We start from the raw sequence: 17314 nt of genomic DNA, 5'->3' as shown, positions 1-17314 counted from the left end.
CCTCGGACAACGTGATCGACACGGCGGAAGGCCCAGGATGTGACACCCGAAAAGGGTAGCAACTTACCCTCGTGATTTGCGGTGCAAGACACTAGTGCTGTGACCGGGAACGTTCACCGGGTTGGGAGTGGCGGGGTCGGAACCGGTTGGATGTGGCAGACATCCAGCCGGTCAGGGGCGTCGTGGCGGAGCCGGTCAAGGTTCGGGAGACCAGCCGCGGCCTCCTCGTCGCGACCCTGCACTCCGGCGTGCGTACGACGTCGACTTCAGATGGGGAGACGGGTTCTCAGTATCGCGCCCCTGCTGTAGTGGTTCAGTGCTCGCAGAGGGAGAACTCGCGTTCGTAGAGCTGCTCGTTGTGCTCGTCCACGAAGAACTTCCGTTCCTGCATGAGCTCTTCGCGGTACTTCCTGGCCTCCTCCAGCGTCATGGTCGTGGTGTCGGACCAGGGCTGCTGCGGCGGTACGTCCGAGGTCGAGACGATCCGCTGCGTCGGGTCGACGAGGAAGAACGCAAGGATCTTGCGGTGACCGGGACGGGTCGGGTCCGCGAGACGGAAGGCGTCCACGCGGTGCTGGAGGACGTTGGGAAAGGCCAGGCAGCGGCCCTCCGGGGTCGGTACCGCGCCCAGTGCCTGGTTCAGGGCGTCCTCGTCCTCAAGTCCGTATACGTCGCGTAGCCCGGTGTCGTCGTTCTGTTCGTAGCGCGGGTCGTCGAGGGCGGCGCGGAATCCCAGCCGGCTCTTGGTGATGTTCTCGCTGTCCCAGTAGTAGATGCCGGTCGAGACGATGCGCTCGTTCAGCATGCCCTCGACGTGCCAGGAACCGCCGGCGTACTCGGGCTGGTCCGGGGTGAGGTGGACGGTGGCCAGCTTGACGATGACCTGGAGGCGGCGGCCGCGCAGGTCGACACGGGCGGAGGCGTCGGGCAGGGCGGGCGGACTGAACTCCGGGGCGTCCGGGACGATCGGGCGGCGGTTCTCGAACCACTCCTCGTACGCATCCGACCAGGCGGCGCGGGCCTCCCAGTAGGCGGAGTCATCGGGGTAGGACGACTTGTGCGGGTACTCCGGTTCGGAGTCGTACCAGCCGTAGGGGTCGGCCTCGATCCGCAGGGGCCGCGGATGCCGCAGATCGGTGAGCACGTTCTCGAACAGCGGGCGCAGGCGCGCGAACAGATCCGGCAGGACGGACTCCAGTGCGCGGTACTCCTCGGGGTGGACGTTGTTGACGTACGAGCGGAAGGCGACGGCTCCGTCCTCGCTGACGTCGACGTCCGTGGGCAGCCACTGGAACCGTTCCGAGAACTCGTACTTCGCGTAGTGCTTCGTCGGGTTCTGCCACGCCTGCTCGGGACCTCCGCTCGCCTCCCTCACCAGACAGAACAGGGAGGGATGGACGAGGTCCAGCACCTGGCCGTCGGATCCGGGGTGCCAGTCCCGCTCCGCTTCGGGCACCTCTTCCAGGACCCGGACCGCCTCGCGCAGCCGGGTCCTGAGCTGCTCGTCGACGAGGATGTCCGACTGCCAGACGCCGTCGACCGCGGAGACCTCGATGCCGGTGCGCGCGTCCCGCAAGGCGGCGTAGTGCCGCAGCTCGGCGAGGACGTAGCGCACCTGAGCTTCGGTCATGCCCAGCGCCAGCGCCTCCTGGGTCCACTTGGCAGCGATGTCGGCGTCGTTCATCTTGTCGAACCACCCGGGCTTGGCCCGCAGGTGGGCACTGCACTGCATCATCTGCAGCTCCCGCAACGTCCGGGGCGTCGTGAACGCCTCGGAAGAGGTGTTCTGGAAGGGAAGCGGGAAGGCGGACAGGCCGGTCACTGCTGACGATTCCTCACGGTCGATGGCGCGGTGCCGGGAAGGATAGCCCGGTGCGCTGACACCCCCGCGGCGGCCCCGGCGCCTCCCCAAACGGCGCGGGCGCGGGGTGCCCACGGGCGGCCAGCCGGATGGCCGGGTGGTTCCCTGCCGCGATCAGCGGCACCTCGGCGCGCCTGCTGCAGCCGGCGTCGTCGTCGGGGATGCCAGCGTCAGGTGCGGCAACGGGGGCCCGCCTTCTCCAGCCAGTGCCGTGACCGCAAGGCAGCGGGCCACGGATCGTACCGGACCTGCTTGCGTGGGCCGACAGCTCGGCATCCCATGCCCCCGAAGAAGAGCCGAGGCAGGACGAGCACCGCGAGCGCAGTACGGCAAGGTGCCGCGCCGGGCGTCGCGACACGGTGAACCTTTCCAGTCACGGCACTAGGGTGGGGCCCATGCGTTTCGTGATCCTTCCGCCGCCCGTCCGCTAGCGGGCGGCACACTCCACGAATCCCAGCCCGGCGGCCGTGCCGCCACCGGGGCGATGGATGCCGCCCGCGCACCCCGCGGACCTCATCCGGTATCTCATCGTGGAGACACAACGCATGACCACAACTGTTGCCGTGCCGCTCCGGCGCGGCCTGCTGGCCGTCTCGGCCGCCGCCGTCGCCTGGGGTGCGGGCGGCGCCGTCGCCGCCCTGCTGCTGCGGGACGGTGGGCTCGGGCCGGCCGCGGTGTCGTTCTGGCGCTTCGCCGTCGCCGCCGCCTGCCTGGGCCTGCTGCCGACCCGCCGTTCCCGGCCCGACGGAGACCCGGCCGATGGGGAGCCGACCGACGGCGGGCCGGCCGGTGGACGGCGGACCGACGGAGGGCGGGCCGCGGTGCTGACCGGGCTCGGCCTGGCGGTCAGCCAGAGTGCCTATTTCGGCTCGGTCCGGTACGCCGGGCTCGGCCTCGGCACCCTGATCACCATCGGCGCCGGGCCCGTCCTGATCGGCCTGGGCGCGCACCTGCTGCTCGGTGAACGACTCACCCGTCGCGCCGTCGCCACCGTCGCGCTCGCCCTGGCCGGCCTGGCCCTGCTGGTCGCGGCGCCCGCGGTCGGACCGCGGCCCCTCCTCGGCGTCGCCCTCGCCCTGCTGGCCGGGGTAGGGCAGAGCGCCCTGACGCTGTGGGCCCGGGCCGGCGGTTCGGCCGGTGCCACGGCGGGGGCGTTCGCCACGGGCATGCTCTGCCTGCTGCCGCTCGCCGCCGTCGAGGGCATCCTTCCGCGGGTCGGCGCCGGCGGACCGGCGCTGACCTGTGCCGAACTGCTCTTCCTCGGCACGGTGCCCACCCTGCTGGCCTACCGCTGGTACTTCGCCGGGTTGGTGACCGTCCCCGGCACCACGGCGGCGGTCCTGGTCCTGCTCGAACCGGCCACCGCGGCGCTGATCGCCGTCTGCCTGCTCGGCGAACCGGTCACCCCCGGACTGCTCGCCGGTTCGGCGTTGCTGCTGGCCGCCATCGCGGCGCCGGCCCGCGAGCGAGGCTGACCGGGCGGCGGTCCTGTGCGCGTGAGGGACGGGTCGGCGGGCGTGAGGGGCGGGCGTGGCGCCTCAGCGGATTCCGCGACGCGCCTCCTCCCTGGCGGGTGCCGGGACGCCGGGGACCGTCCCCGGCGCCACCGGCATCCCCGCCGCTGCCGGCCGCGCCGGGGTCAACGCGCGCAGGACGAGCTCCACCTGCACATGGGCGGCGCCCGCGCGCAGCAGGGCGGCGGTGATCCCGCGCAGCTCCTGGGGGCCGGTACAGGCGAGTTGGAGTTCGAGGTCCGCGTCGCCGGCGAGGGTCAGACCGCTCTGGATCGCCGGGAACTCCGCGGCGAGGCGGTGGAAGTCGAGCACCGCCGGGCCGAAGATCACCCGGGCCTGGGCCCGCAGCGGGCGGGCCTCGGCGGGCTGCTGAGGAGCGGGCACCAGGTGCAGTGCCGGTTGGTGGGAGGGGGCCTGGCCCATGGCGTCAGCCGTGCTGGAGCTGGACGGAGCGGGTCACCGGGACCGACGGGGCGACCAGCCGGGGGTCCAGGACGAGGGTGTGCACACCGAGCGGGTCGGTGAGCGCCCGCAGCGCCGGTTCGGAGAGTTCCGCGATCGCCTGACCGGGGCCGAGGAGCTCCGTCAGCGCCTCGGCCGAACTGAACCCGATGGCGCAGCGGCGGCCGTCCCGCAGCCGGAAGAACCGGAGGCGGCGGGCGGCGCTCCCGTCGTCCATGACCGGGACGTGCCAGACGGTACGGCTCGCGAGCTCGGAGGTGGAAACCATCCTGCTGGCTCCTGCGTGGTGGAGTCGTCTGCCGGATCCTCGTCGACCCAGGCGGTGTCACCATCGAAGCTAGCCCCCAACGGCGTTGTGGCGCACCTCCCCTGACGCTTCGTTGACCGATCGGCCAGGTGCGCTTACGCGCTCTTGACGCGCCCGGGCGGGTGGTGGAGCCGCGGGCGGGGACCGGGGTGGTGGTGCGAGGGGTGGGGCGCCGGGTGTGGTGGCGATCGGCTGCGCAGAAGAAGGCAGTCTCAACATTACGTATCGTTCCTTATGGGTGGTAGCTTGGGGAGTGATAGGGAGGGAAAGGGTATTGATGTCCGTCCAGTACTACTCCGTGGAACAGGTGGCCGAACTGCTCGGCCTCCATGTGCGTACCGTGCGCGGCTATGTGCGCGACGGCCGGTTGAAGGCGACCCGGATCGGCAAGCAGTACCGGATCGCCCGCCAGGACCTGGAAGCCCTCACCGGCGCCGCCCCGGCCGCCGGTCAGGGGCGGGAACACCCCGGCGACCGCCGCCGGCACGCCGAGGCCACCACGGTCGTGCAGATCGACGCGGTGGACCACGCCACCGCGACCCGCGTGTTCAACACGCTGATGGCGGCCACCGCGGGCCGTCCGCAGGACGGCGGACAGCTGCGGATCGAGACCGTCCGGGACGAGGAGCGGGAGAGCCTGAAGATCGTCATCCTGGGCGGCCTGGCGGACACCGCCGAGATCCTCAGACTCGTCGACGCCCTGGTCGGCGACGCGGAGTGATCCGCCGCCGCGGGAGGCGCGTGCGAGGCGCGGAACACGCGGACGGTCCGGGCCGTGCGGGCCGGTCCCGTACGGAGATCAACGGAGATCGACAGTCGAAGGAGAGCAGATTCGTGACCCACACCCTGGAGTCCATCCACGGCACCGCCGTGTTCCGCTACTGCGCGGACGGCGAGCCGGTCCGCGACGAGCGGTCCGCGACCGACCTCCTCGGTGAGGCGATGTACTCGGGCGCGACCTGGCTCGTCCTCCCGGCGGACCGCCTGGAGGACGACTTCTTCCGTCTGAGCACCCGGATCGCCGGTGGCATCGTCCAGAAGTTCGCCAACTACCGGGTGGGACTGGCGATCGTCGGCGACATCTCCCGGCACACGGCGGCCAGTGGCGCGCTGCGCGACTTCGTCCGGGAGAGCAACCGTGGCCGCCAGCTCTGGTTCGTGGCCGACGAGGTGGAGCTGAGGGACCGGTTCGCCGGTGCGTCGGCCTCCCGGTAGCGGGCCGTCCGTCCCGTTCGCCGCCGGCTCAGCGGAAGCGGTCGGCGTGGTCGGCGAGCCAGGCGCCCAGCGGGCGGGCCGGGGCGCCGGTGACCGTCGCCACGACGTCGGTGACCGGCTCGGGGGATCCGGAGCTGGTGGCCAGGTGGTCGAGCGCGCCGGCGATGATCGCGGGCGGCCAGCCGGAGGCCAGGAAGCCGGCGTGGGCTTCGGCACGGGGGATCTCCTCCCAACGGTAGGGGCGGCCGACCGTCTCGCCGATCAGCCGGACCTGTTCGATCTGGGTGACCGGGGCCGGGCCGGTCAACGCGTAGCGGGCGCCGTCGTGGCCGTCCTCCAGCAGGGCGCGGACCGCCACCGCGGCGATGTCCCGCTCGTCGATCAGGCTGAGCCCCGCCGCGCCGCCGAACCCGCGCACCGCACCGGTGCGCCGGAGTTCGTCGGCCCAGCGCAGGGTGTTGGCCATGAAGCCACCCGGCCGCAGGAAGGTGTGCCGGACGCCGGAGCGTTCGATCAACGCCTCGATCCCGCCCTCCGCCCGGCCAGGTGACTCGGGCCCCCGGCCGGGCACGTCCCGGACCGCGCCCGAGGAGAGGAAGACGATCCTCGGCACCCGGGCGCTCAGCACCGCCACCGCCTCGGCGGCGCCCTCGGCCGGGAGCGGCCAGACCAGGAAGGCGGCCTCGGCACCGTCCGCGGCCGCCGCGAGGGAGGCCGGGTCCCGCAGATCGCCACGGACCGCACGGATCCCGTCGGCACCTGCGGAGCCGGAGGGGCCGGCAGCGCCGTCGGAGTCGCCGGGTTCACCAGCACCGCCGGGGCGGTTCGGCACGGCGCGGCGGCTGAGCGCCCGCACCCCGGCTCCCCGCCCGGCCAACTGCGCCGCGACCTGCCGTCCGACCACGCCCGTCGCGCCCGCCACGAGTATCTCCACCGCAACCGCCTCCTGTTGTCGATCGGTCGGCCGCCCCTCGACGGCCGGTGAGTTCCACGGGAACGACCGTAGGCCGCCGGATCGAGACGCCCAATGCGCCAAGGTCTCGAAGAGTTGAGCGATCGTCTCGCCCTGGCCTCACCTCCGATCCGCTAGCGTCGACGGCCATGGACATACTCAGCGACGTGGTGTCCGCCATGCGTACCGGCGAACCCCGCTCGGCCCGGGTGGAGTGGTACGCCCCCTGGGGGCAGCGCTTCCTACCGGCGGCGGGCGGCGGCGGGTTCACCGTGATCCTCCAGGGCGCGTGCTGGCTGATCCCGGACGCCGGTGAGCCGGTCGCGCTGGGCGCCGGTGACGTGCTCTTCCTCTCTCGCGGTCGCGGCTACGCCCTCGCCGACCACCCGTCGAGCCCGCTGGCCGAGGCGGCCTGCGATCCCAGGACCGGCCGGCGGGTGGAACGCCGGCCAGGGCGACCGGTGGCAGGGGGACCGGTGACGGGAGATCCTGTGACCGGGGAACCGGTGACGGGGGTGCGGCGTCATGAACTGCGTTACGCGGCACCGCCGGTGGGCGGGCCCCGCCCGGACGGGACGCCACCGACGGCCATCACCCTCTGCGGGGCCTACCAGCTCGACCCCGCCAGGGCGCACCCGCTGCTCCACGAACTGCCGGACATCGTGCACCTTCCCGCCCGGCTGGGGCCGGGCTCCCCGATCAGGGCGGCGGTGGAGCTGCTCGGCGGTGAGCTGGCCTCGCCCGGGCTCGGTACGGACACGGTCGTTCCGGCCCTGCTGGACACCCTGCTGCTGTTGGTCCTGCGGGAGTGGTTCGAGCGGGCGCCCTCCGAACGGCGGCCGGAGGGCGCCGCGGCGGGCTGGGCCGGCGCACTGCGTGACCCGGCGGTCGCGGCCGCCCTGGACGCCGTTCACCGTGAACCGGCCCACGGCTGGACGGTCGCGGGGCTGGCCGCGCGGGCCGGCCTGTCCCGGGCGGCCTTCGCCCGGCGGTTCGCCGTGCTGGTCGGTCGGCCGCCGCTGGACTACCTGACCTGGTGGCGGATGACCCTGGCGGCCGGATTGCTGCGGGATTCGGAGCTGCCCCTGGGAGCGGTGGCCGGGCGGGTCGGCTACGGCTCGGAGTCGGCGCTCACGGCCGCGTTCCGGCGCGAGTACGGGACGGCTCCCGGTCGGTACCGGGCCGAGCGGCGGGGGCCGGGGCCCGGTCGAGGTCCCGGGTAGCGCCGGAACGCCGGCCGGATGGGCTCCGGCGGGCGTCGGCGGCCGGCAGGTGCGGATCAGGACTCCTCCTGCGGGCGGGCCTGGCGGGGGAGGAGGAAGGCGACCGCGAAGGCGAGGGCGAGACCGGCCGCGGTGAGGCTGAGGGTCCAGCCGGCGGCCTCCTCGAAGCCGGCGGTGGTGGCCCGGCCGAAGAAGGCCGTGCCGAGTATCGCGACGCCCACCGAACCGCCCAGCTGCTGCACGGCGTTGAGCACCCCGGAGGCGGAGCCGGTCTCGGAGTCGTCCACTCCGGCGAGGGCGATGTCGAAGAACGGGGCCATGATCAGGCCCAGGCCGAAGCCGGTGAGGACCAGCGCGGGCACCAGCGTCCAACTGGTCAGGTCGGTCGACCAGTGCGCGATGCTCGCCCAGATGGCCAGCACCCCGGCGGTGGCGACGATCATGCCGGCGTGCAGCACGCCACGGCCGTACCTCCGGGCGAGGACCGCGCCGGAGAGGACCGCGCCCAGCACGATGCCGATGGAGAAGGGGATCAGCGTCATGCCGGAGTGCAGCGGGGTCCACCCCAGGCCGAGCTGCAGGTAGAGGGTGAAGGTGAGCAGCAGGCCGGACATCGCGGCGAAGAAGACGATGCCGGTGGCGAGGGCGGAGGTGAAGGCGCGCTTGCCGAAGAGCGAGGGCTCGATCAGCGGGGCGCCGCCCCGGCGCAGGACCAGTCGCTGGTGACGGGTGAAGATCCAGAGCACCGGCAGTGAGGCGGCCATCGCTAGGTGGGCCCAGAGCGGCCAGCCCAGCTCGCGGCCCTGCACCAGCGGGAAGACCAGCAGCAGCACGGCGGCGCTGAGCAGCAGCACCCCGAAGGGATCGAGCCGGCCGGCCCCCTCGGTGCGGGTGGTGCGGTTGGCGGGCAGGAACCGGGCCGCCGCCAGGACGGTGGCGATGCCGAGCGGGACGTTGATCAGGAAGATCATGCGCCAGCCGGTGCCGAACCAGTCGGCGTCGGTGAGGTACCCGCCGAGGGTCGGGCCGAGCACCGAGGAGAGGCCGAGTATCGGGCCGAAGAGCCCGAAGGCGGCGCCCACCTCGCCGGGCGGGAACATCGTCTTGATCAGGCCGAGGCCCTGGGGGATGAGCAGCGCGGCGAACAGCCCCTGAAGGGTGCGGGCGGTGATCAGCGTGCCCGGGCCGGTGGCGGCGGCGCAGAGCGCCGAGGCGAGGGTGAAGCCGGCCGCGCCGGTGATGAACAGGCGCCTGCGGCCGAAGAGGTCGCCGAGCCGGGCGCCGGTGATCAGCAGGACGGCGAAGGCCAGCGTGTACGAGGCGGAGATCCACTGGATCTGCGAGTCGCTGCCGCCGAAGTCGCGCTGGATGGCCGGTGAGGCGACGCCGACGATCGTGGTGTCCAGCAGGTCCATCACCTCGGCGGCGAGGATCACGCCGAGTGCGACCCAGCGCCAGCGGTACCCGGCGGGCTCGGGTGCGGTCTCCGCGATCCCTCCGGGTGCGGGTCCGGGTGCGGTGGGCGGTGTGGTCGGTGGTGCGGTCCTGGCTGCCATGGGTCTCCCCCTTCGTGGACCGGTGCGTCCGTCCCGGACGAACACCGTTCGGGTGAACGAACACCGTTCTTCTCGACGAACAGTGTTCTCCCATGGAACGCTGTTCGTGTCAAGCGGTAATGTTGGACCGTCGCAGAGACCGGAGGACCCCCATGACAAGTGCCGCACCGCGTCCGAGCTGGCCGGGCCCCTGGAAGGAGGTGCGGCCCGCCGCCCCCAAACGCCTCCCGCTCAGCCGTGAGCGGATCGCCGAGGCGGCGCTGGCGGTCGTCGACGCCGAGGGCCTGGACGCGCTGAGCATGCGCCGCGTCGGCCAGGAGCTCGGCACCGGCGCGGCCAGCCTCTACGCCCACGTCGGCAGCAAGGAGGAGCTGATAGAGCAGGTCCTCGACCTGGTCTACGGCGAGATCGAGCTGGAGCCGCCGGACCCGACGGACTGGGAGGAGCAGATCAAGCGGGTGCTCCGCCGGGCCCGCGACGTCCTGGCGGGCCACGGCGACATCGCCAAGGCGGCCGTGGTGGCCAACGTCCCGGTGACCCCGAACGCCATGGACATCGCCGACTGCATGCTGGGGATACTCCACGCCGGCGGGCTGGACGAGCAGACCGCGGCCTACGGCGTCGACCTGCTCGGCGTGTACGTCACCGCCACCGCCTTCGAGGCGTCCACCCGCGTCGGCCACGGCCCCGAGGACGTCGAGGTGTACATCGAGCACGTGCGCGACTACTTCAGCACCCTCCCGGCGGACCGCTACCCGATGATCACCTCCATGGCCGAGGCCCTCACCAGGAACGTCGGCGACGAGCGCTTCGAGTTCGGCCTGGACATCCTGGTCGCGGGCCTCGCCCGCCAGGCGCGGAAGGGGCGGTCGGTGTAGCGCGGCGGGGCGGGCACCGGCCGGCGGGGCCGGAGGGCGGGGCCCGGAGAGTGGCGGAAACGACGGAACCCCCGCCCGGGGTGGGGCAGGGGTTCCGTCCGGAGGGGTCCGGCTCAGCCGGCGTCGGTGGCCCGGGCCGGCCGTCGGCTCCGCTGGTCCAGGGAGGCCAGGTAGGCGTTGTAGGCGTTGAGCTCGGCGTCGCCGTTGCGGTCCTCGGCGCGGTCGCGGCGGCGGGCCTGCCGCTCCTCGGAACGCATCCACTGGTACACCAGGGCGATCAGCACGATCGCGGTCGGGATCTCGCCGAACGCCCAGGTGATGCCGCCCGCCGTCTTCTGGTCGGCCAGCAGGTTGGTCCCGGGCGGCGCGCCCTCCTGGGTGAAGGTGGTCACCAGCGGGCTGCCGGCCATCATCACGGCCACGCCGAAGAACGCGTGGAACGGCATGCCCATGAACAGCTCGATGATCCGCATCACGTGGCCGGGCCGGTGCGGACCGGGGTCAACGCCCATGATGGGCCAGAAGAACGCCAGCCCGGTGGCGAGGAAGTGGACCATCATGAAGATGTGACCCAGGCGGTACTGCATCAGGAAGTCGAACAGGGGGGTGAAGTACACCCCGTACAGGCTGGCGATGAACAGGGGGATGGTGAACGCCGGATGTGAGATCACCCGGACGTAGGTGCTGTGCAGCAGCGCCACCAGCAGCTCGCGCGGCCCGCGCGGCCGCCCCTTGCCCACCGGGCGCAGGGCGCGCAGTGACAGGGTGATCGGCGCGCCGAGCAGCAGCAGGATCGGCGACAGCATCGACAGCACCATGTGCTGCATCATGTGGGCGCTGAACAGGACCATGCCGTAGTCCTTGAGCCCGGTGCAGGTGACCAGGACCACCGACCCGGTGCCGGCCGCCCAGGCGACGAGCCGGCCGACCGGCCAGCGGTCGCCCCGGCGGTACAGCCGCACCACACCCGCCACGTACAGACCCAGGGCCACCAGGCAGCCGATCAGGAACACCCAGTCCGGCGACCAGGTCCACGCCGAGGAGAAGGAGAACGGACCTAGCTGAGTCCCACCGTGGTGATGCATCCCTGACATTCCGTCGCCCATCGGCGGGTCCTGCTTTCCATCCGCGCGGCCCCTGCCGGGTCCGGTTCGTCCGTTTTGCTTGGGCCTACAGCCTAGGCGGGCCTTACTCCGGCTCGTCGCCCGCCCCCGTCGGGCGCGCCGGTCCCCGTCCGGCCGGACCTCCGGCGGGAGCCTCGGGTGGGTTCGGTGGAGGGGGCGTCGGAGGGACCGTCGGTGAGGCCGTCGGTGGGCCCGCCGAGCCTGCCCGGGCCGGCGGCGCTCGGTAGGCTGACCGCCGGACAGGGCGGGGAGCACCGGGCGCCGGCGGACGGGCCCTGGCAGGAGAGCGCGGATGGGGGCGGCGCGGATGGGGGCGACGGAGCCGGAAGGGCTCGACGAGGTCCGGAGGCTGCGGGTGCTGGCCGCCGCGAGCGGGCACCCGATGTACGCCGAGCGGTTCCTACCGGTGCCGTACGACCGGGTCTGGGCGGTCGCGAGCGACCTGGAGGGCGAGCTGCCCGGACTGATCGCCGGGCTGCGGACCTTCACCCTGGAGCCGCCCGCACCCGGCGAGCGCCGGCCGGCCCTGGCGGTCAGTGCCGTCGGCCACCGGGAACGCTTCGAGGTGGTGCTCCGGCCCGGCTGGTGCCTGATGCAGAGCCGACTGGTGGTGGGCGGAATGGCGGCGGTGCCCGAGGGCGAGGGCGCACGCTTCGCGCTCTTCGGCGGACTGCGGCTGCCGGGGGTGATCCGCTGGCTGCGCCCGGCCTCCCGGGCGGCGATCGCCCGCGCCCAGCCGTACAGGGCGGCGGGTGTCCTGAGCTGGTCGAGCCGACGGAAGACCGCGATCAGCGACTCCTGGACGGCGTCGGGCGCCTCCCCCAGGGCGATCGGCCGGCAGACATGCGCGACCTGCGGCTCCAGCAGGATGAGGAGCCGGTCCATGGCCAGCACGTCCCCGGACCGCGCGTCCCGGACGAGCTCGGCCAGCTCGGCCGGTTCGGGCGGTTCGGCCGGTTCGGGTTGCTCAGCCGCGGCCGCCCGGGCATCCGGCCCACCTGCGCGCGGCTCGCCGGGCACATCGGGCACGCCGGGCACGCCGGACTCCCCCGTCGTACCCGGCGCAGGCCGTTCCCCGGCCGCCCGTTCCATCCCCACCCCCGCCGCACCCCGGGCCCCTGCCCCAACCTTGGCCCCCGCCCCGGCCCCTGCCCCGATCCCGCCGAAGGATAGCCCGCGTCATCCGAGTGGAAATCGGTGGGAACCTTCCGCCTCCTCCGCTCCTCCTGGCAGAGCGGCAAGCACCGAACGGGAGGCCCACGGGCCTGCCCGCGACAGACCAGGGAGCGACCTCCGTGCCGACCACCACCCCCATGACCCCCACCCCCGCCACGAGCACCCCCACCACACGCGCCCCCGCCACGAGCACCCCCGAGCCGCCCACCACCCGGCCACTGCCGCCGGTCGAGGGGGTGCGGCACCGGTACGTCGACATCGGCGGCGTACGGCTGCACGTCGCCGAGGCAGGCCGGGGCGAGCCCGTCCTGCTGCTGCACGGGTTCCCGCAGCACTGGTACGCATGGCGGCGGCTGATCCCGTTGCTGGCCGACGAGTACCGGCTGATCTGCCCGGACCTGCGCGGCTTCGGCTGGTCGGACGCGCCCGCGCACGGGTACGACACCGACACCCGGGCCGCCGACGTCCTGGCCCTGATGGACGCCCTCGGCCTGCCGTCGGTGCGGCTGATCGGCCACGAGTGGGGCGCCTGGGCCGGGTTCATGCTCTGCGCGCAGGCGCCCGAGCGGTTCCGGTCCTTCCTGGCGCTGAACATCGTCCACCCCTGGCCGCTGCACCGGCGGCTGGCGCCGCAGGCATGGCGGTTCTGGTACACCACCCCGCTGGAGACCCCGCTGCTGGGCCGCCACCTGCTGCGCCACCGTCCGGGCTTCACCCGCTACCTGCTGCGCCGGGGCGTGGTGGACCAGGCGGTCTGGGGGGACGGCGCGCTGGAGGAGTTCACGGCCGCGGCCGCGGAACCGGGAGCGGCCAGAGCGGGCGAGGCGCTGCACCGGGCGTTCGCGCTGCGGGACATCCCCCGGCTGGCGCTCGGCCGCTACCGCCGGCTGCGCCTCACCACACCGACCCACCTGCTCACCGGGGAACGGGACTTCGTCCTCCCGCCCGGCGTCCTGGCCGGTGGCGGGCGCAACGCCTCCGCGCTGCGGACCGAGGCGGTGCCCGACAGCGGTCACTTCCTCCACGAGGAGCGGCCGGAACGGGTGGCCGAGGCGGCCCGGCGACTGTTCGCCGAGGCCCGGTAGCCCGCCGCGCCGACAGGCCCCGCGTCACCGGACCCGCGCGAACCGGGGCCCGCGCGAACCGGCCACCGGGCCACCGGGCGACCGGGCGAGGCCACCCGTACCCACCTGCTACCCCGTCCAGGCGAGACGGAAGCTGTGCCGCGCCCGGTGGAGCCGGGACTTCACCGTCCCCCGGGTGAGCCCCAGCACCTCACCCGCCGTGCGCTCGTCCAGCCCCTCCAGTTCCCGTAGCACCAGCACGGCCCGGTGTTCGGGGGAGAGCCGGCGCAGCACGTCGTGCACCTCGCCGGCGAGTTCGGCGTCCCGGCGGGCATCGCGCCCGCCGGGACGGTCGTCCAACTCCGCCACCGCGGTCTCCCGTTCGGCCCGGCGGGCGATCCGGACGGCCTCCCGGACCGTGACGGTGCGGACCCAGGCGTACAGCGCACCCGGGTCCTTGAGCCGGTCGAGCCCGCGAAGGACGACGATCAGGCTCTCCTGCACGGCGTCCGCGCAGTCGGCCCGGGCGATCGGGCGGCAGAGCCGGGTGACGTACGGCAGCAGCAGGGTGATCAGCTCGTCCAGTGCCGGTGCATCACCCGCCTGGGCGGCCCGGACGAGCGGGGCGGCCACCTCCCAGGGCGGCGGGGTGGTCGTGCGGTCGTCAGGTTCGGTTCCCCTCATACCGGTGGAGAGGAGCCGAGCGGGCCCGGCAATCCCTCAGGGGGCGGAAAGTCCGCCCGTCAGCCCGAAAAGCCCAACCCCGCCAGCCCGAGAACCCGAGAACCCGTCAGCCCGAAGTCCCGCGGGCCCGAAGCCCCGCTGACCCGCAGACCCGCAGACCCGCAGACCCACAGGCCCGCAGACCGTCACCCCTTCGCCGGCCGCGGCACCAGCGTGTTCTCGCTCGTGCGCCCGGCCGCGAAGTCGTCGACGTTGCGGGCGGTGGCCTCGATGATCTGGCCGACGGCGGTCCGGGTGAAGTAGGCCTGGTGGGAGGTGACCAGGACCTGCGGGAAGGTGACCAGGCGGGCGAGGACGTCGTCGCTGACACCGTGGATCGAGCGGTCGGTGAAGAAGACGCCGGTCTCCTCCTCGTACACGTCCAGGCCGACGCCGGACAGCCGGCCGGCGCGCAGGGTCTCGACCAGGGCGGCGCTGTCGACCAGGCCGCCGCGGCTGGAGTTGACCAGGATGGCGTCGTCCTTCATCAGGGCGAGCGCGGGCGCGTCGATGAGGTGGTGGGTGTCGGGCACCAGGGGGACGTGGAGGCTGACCAGGTCGGAGCGGGCGAGGAGTTCGTCGCGTTCGACGTACTCCATGCCGAGTTCCAGGCAGGCGGGGTTCGGGGTGAGGTCCCAGCCGAGCAGCCGGGTGCCGAAGCCCTTGGCGATCCGGGCGAAGCACTCGCCGATCTTGCCGGTACCGAGGACGCCGACCGTCATGCCGTGGATGTCGCGGCCGAGCAGTCCGTCGAGCCGGAAGTCGAACTCCCGGGTGCGGCCGGTGGCCCGGTGGAGGTTGCGGTTGACGGCGAGGGCGAGGGTCCAGGCGTGTTCGGCGACGGAGTAGGGGCTGTAGTGGGAGACCCGGGCGACGGTGAGGCCGAGTTCGGCGGCGGTGCCGAGGTCGATGTTGTTGAAGCCGGTGGAGCGCTGGGCGATCAGCTTGGTGCCACCGGCGGCGAGCAGGGTGAGGGTCTCGGTGTCGAGTTCGGCGTTGACGCTGCTGCTGACGGCGGGGTAGCCGACGGCGAGCGGCGCGGTGTCCCGGTTGAGGAAGACGTCCAGGCAACGCAACTGGTGGCGGTCGGCGAAGGCCTCCTCCAGCAGCGGGCGCTCGTCGGCCTGTACCCCGTACGCCAGGATCTCCATCTGCTGTTCCTTCCGGTCGGGCGGTTGTGGTCCTGAGGGTGGTTCCGACCTTACGGCTGGTTCCGGGGGCCCGCGGGAGGTTCCGGCCGCGGATCCGTGGGCAGTCCTGATGCCGGACCCGTGGCACTCGGGTCCCGCGGGGTCTCCCGTACCCGGCTCCCAGGCGTTTCCGGCTCCGTGCGGAGCCGCTCGCCCGGGCCGACGGGTCTTCCCGCCCCGCAGCCCGGGCCGTCCCCGGCGGCCTGACCCCGCCGGGCCGACCCGGCCACCGGTCACCGGCCACCGGTCACTGGGAACCAGGAACCGCATCGCGCCAACCTGTTTCGGTCGGACACGAACCCTGGTGTGGCGGTTCGGAGAAGGATCTCCGGTGGGCCATGTGCGGAGCGTGAAGATCGCTGATCTTCTGATGATCATTCAGTGATGGTGGCGAAGATCTTACCGGTCGTCCGGAGGGTGGTCCGTCCAGAGATGGCCGGTTTCGCGCCCAACCCTGCCGACCCCCGCCGATCGGCTGTTCCCTAGGTCATCTGGCCTTGAAAGCATCGAAACGTCGAGTGCGATCATGAAATCGCCTCGGATTAACGTTTCTGCAAGCGTTTATGAACGACGCCCCAACAGCAGTGGGGCGTTCGAGGGGGTATCACCATGTCCGACATCACCCAAGCCTCGGAACTGACGCGCCGACGGATGCTCCAGGGGGCGGCCGTCGCGCTGACCGCCGCTGCCGGCACCGTGGTGCTTGGCGTCGCCGGCCCGACCGGGAAGTCGGCCACGGCCGCCGACCCCGGCGCGTCCGACACCTTCGACGAGATCTTCCAGGGCCGCCGCATCCAGGGCCGCCCGGTCGCCGGCGGGGGCCACGAGGGGGGCCACCACCACGGCACCACCGGCACCGGCGGGGGCACCGGCTACGAGGTGCGCATCGACGGCGAGGAACTGCACATGATGCGCAACGCCGACGGCACCTGGATCAGCGTCGTCAACCACTACCAGACCTTCCCGACGCCGCGCGCGCTCGCCCGGGCGGCCGTCAACGACCTGCAGGGCGCCACGCTCGAACCGGTCACCACCGCCTGACCCGGCACCGCCTGAGAACACGCACCGCACCACTCGTCACCACTCGTACGACAAGGGGGGACTCATGGCAGTCCGCAAGAACCAGGCGACCCTGACGGCCCAGGAGAAGCGCGCCTTCGTCAACGCCGTCCTCGCGCTCAAGCGCAACGGGGGCTACGACTCCTTCGTCAGCACCCACAACACCTTCATCATCAGCGACACCGACAGCGGCGAGCGGGTCGGTCACCGTTCGCCGTCCTTCCTGCCCTGGCACCGCAAGTTCCTGCTGCAGTTCGAGCAGGCGCTGCAGGCGATCGACCCGGCCGTGACCCTGCCGTACTGGGACTGGACGGCCGACCGCTCGACCAGCTCCTCGATCTGGGGCGCCGACTTCATGGGCGGCAACGGACGCAGCAGCGACGGTCAGGTGACCACCGGCCCGTTCGCGTACTCCTCCGGCAACTGGACGCTCGCCGTGCGGCCGGACAGCCGCCAGTTCCTGCGCCGTTCGCTCGCCGGCGGGGTGGCCCAGCTGCCCACCAGGACCGAGACCGACGGAGTGCTGGCCATCGCCGAGTACGACGCGGCGCCGTGGAACAGCACCTCGGCCGGGTTCCGCAACAACCTGGAGGGCTGGCGCGGCGCCAACCTGCACAACCGGGTGCACGTATGGGTCGGCGGGCTGATGAGCAGCGGCATGTCGCCCAACGACCCGGTGTTCTGGCTGCACCACTGCTTCATCGACAAGCTGTGGTCGGAGTGGCAGAAGCGCCACCCCTCCTCCGGCTACCTCCCGACGGGTGGCACCACCAACGTGGTCGACCTCAACGAGACCATGAAGCCCTGGAACGACGTCACCCCGGCGCAGCTGCTGGACCACAGCTCGCTGTACACCTACGACACCGGTTTCTGAGACTCCGGACGCCCACCGCCGACGTTTCTCCGGCCGGAACACCGCCGGCCGAGAAACGTCAGCCGGAACACCGTCGGCCCGAGAGGCGTCGGCCCGAAAACCGACGGCCCGCCCGGGGATCCCCGGGCGGGCCGTC

At 72.8% G+C, this 17314-nt stretch carries 16 protein-coding genes; 8 read left to right on the top strand and 8 right to left on the bottom strand.

Going from position 1 to position 17314, the window contains the following annotated elements:
- Positions 1-313: 313 nt before the first annotated feature.
- A complete protein-coding gene (locus ACWEQL_RS33625; RefSeq protein ID WP_452154174.1) occupies positions 314-1822 on the bottom strand; it encodes a DUF4246 domain-containing protein in 1509 nt (502 codons plus the stop codon).
- A gap of 584 nt (positions 1823-2406) precedes the next feature.
- On the opposite strand from ACWEQL_RS33625, the gene ACWEQL_RS33620 reads away from it, so the two are divergent.
- Positions 2407-3336: an EamA family transporter gene (locus tag ACWEQL_RS33620; RefSeq protein WP_452154173.1), complete on the top strand. Its 930-nt coding sequence runs from the start codon at positions 2407-2409 to the stop codon at positions 3334-3336.
- A 63-nt stretch (positions 3337-3399) separates the two neighbouring features.
- Here ACWEQL_RS33620 and ACWEQL_RS33615 read toward each other — a convergent pair whose 3' ends face one another.
- Positions 3400-3798, bottom strand: a complete 399-nt coding sequence (locus ACWEQL_RS33615) for a hypothetical protein (RefSeq protein ID WP_452154172.1) — start codon at positions 3796-3798, stop codon at positions 3400-3402.
- A 4-nt stretch (positions 3799-3802) separates the two neighbouring features.
- Entirely contained in the window at positions 3803-4105 is a 303-nt protein-coding gene (locus tag ACWEQL_RS33610) for an SAV_915 family protein (RefSeq protein WP_452154171.1), read from the bottom strand.
- A gap of 316 nt (positions 4106-4421) precedes the next feature.
- On the opposite strand from ACWEQL_RS33610, the gene ACWEQL_RS33605 reads away from it, so the two are divergent.
- Positions 4422-4865: a helix-turn-helix domain-containing protein gene (locus ACWEQL_RS33605; protein WP_452154170.1), complete on the top strand. Its 444-nt coding sequence runs from the start codon at positions 4422-4424 to the stop codon at positions 4863-4865.
- Positions 4866-4978: 113 nt separating this feature from the next.
- A complete protein-coding gene (locus ACWEQL_RS33600) occupies positions 4979-5359 on the top strand; it encodes a DUF4180 domain-containing protein (protein WP_452154169.1) in 381 nt (126 codons plus the stop codon).
- A 28-nt stretch (positions 5360-5387) separates the two neighbouring features.
- Here ACWEQL_RS33600 and ACWEQL_RS33595 read toward each other — a convergent pair whose 3' ends face one another.
- A complete protein-coding gene (locus tag ACWEQL_RS33595) occupies positions 5388-6293 on the bottom strand; it encodes an NmrA family NAD(P)-binding protein (protein ID WP_452154168.1) in 906 nt (301 codons plus the stop codon).
- A gap of 167 nt (positions 6294-6460) precedes the next feature.
- Here ACWEQL_RS33595 and ACWEQL_RS33590 point away from each other — a divergent pair, with 167 nt between their 5' ends.
- The gene (locus ACWEQL_RS33590) at positions 6461-7534 is read left to right on the top strand and encodes an AraC family transcriptional regulator (protein ID WP_452154167.1); all 1074 of its coding nucleotides are present in this window, start codon (positions 6461-6463) and stop codon (positions 7532-7534) included.
- 56 nt (positions 7535-7590) lie between these two features.
- Here the strand turns inward: ACWEQL_RS33590 and ACWEQL_RS33585 are convergent, their stop codons facing one another.
- Positions 7591-9090: an MFS transporter gene (locus ACWEQL_RS33585; protein ID WP_452154166.1), complete on the bottom strand. Its 1500-nt coding sequence runs from the start codon at positions 9088-9090 to the stop codon at positions 7591-7593.
- Between the two features lie 152 nt (positions 9091-9242).
- Here ACWEQL_RS33585 and ACWEQL_RS33580 point away from each other — a divergent pair, with 152 nt between their 5' ends.
- Positions 9243-9968: a TetR/AcrR family transcriptional regulator gene (locus tag ACWEQL_RS33580; RefSeq protein ID WP_452154165.1), complete on the top strand. Its 726-nt coding sequence runs from the start codon at positions 9243-9245 to the stop codon at positions 9966-9968.
- 113 nt (positions 9969-10081) lie between these two features.
- Here the strand turns inward: ACWEQL_RS33580 and ACWEQL_RS33575 are convergent, their stop codons facing one another.
- Positions 10082-11053, bottom strand: coding sequence for a cytochrome c oxidase assembly protein (locus tag ACWEQL_RS33575; protein ID WP_452154164.1), 972 nt, complete (start codon positions 11051-11053; stop codon positions 10082-10084).
- 1334 nt (positions 11054-12387) lie between these two features.
- Here ACWEQL_RS33575 and ACWEQL_RS33570 point away from each other — a divergent pair.
- A complete protein-coding gene (locus ACWEQL_RS33570; RefSeq protein WP_452154163.1) occupies positions 12388-13353 on the top strand; it encodes an alpha/beta fold hydrolase in 966 nt (321 codons plus the stop codon).
- A gap of 108 nt (positions 13354-13461) precedes the next feature.
- On the opposite strand, the gene ACWEQL_RS33565 is transcribed toward ACWEQL_RS33570, so the two are convergent.
- Both ACWEQL_RS33565 and ACWEQL_RS33560 read right to left on the bottom strand, forming a co-directional pair.
- Positions 13462-14016 (bottom strand): RNA polymerase sigma factor, encoded by a 555-nt coding sequence (locus ACWEQL_RS33565; RefSeq protein WP_452154162.1) that lies wholly within the window; start codon positions 14014-14016, stop codon positions 13462-13464.
- Positions 14017-14201: 185 nt separating this feature from the next.
- Positions 14202-15206 carry a 2-hydroxyacid dehydrogenase gene (locus tag ACWEQL_RS33560; protein WP_452154161.1) on the bottom strand — a complete coding sequence of 335 codons (1005 nt, stop codon included), beginning with the start codon at positions 15204-15206 and terminating at the stop codon, positions 14202-14204.
- A gap of 648 nt (positions 15207-15854) precedes the next feature.
- On the opposite strand from ACWEQL_RS33560, the gene melC1 reads away from it, so the two are divergent.
- Complete coding sequence (gene melC1, locus ACWEQL_RS33555; protein WP_452154160.1) at positions 15855-16286, top strand: apotyrosinase chaperone MelC1; 432 nt, start codon at positions 15855-15857, stop codon at positions 16284-16286.
- Positions 16287-16350: 64 nt separating this feature from the next.
- On the top strand, positions 16351-17178 hold the full coding sequence (melC2, locus tag ACWEQL_RS33550) for a tyrosinase MelC2 (RefSeq protein WP_452154159.1): 828 nt from the start codon (positions 16351-16353) through the stop codon (positions 17176-17178).
- Positions 17179-17314: the final 136 nt, after the last annotated feature.

The organism is Kitasatospora sp. NPDC004240 (assembly GCF_053603215.1).
This window is presented reverse-complemented; position numbering and strand designations above follow the sequence as displayed.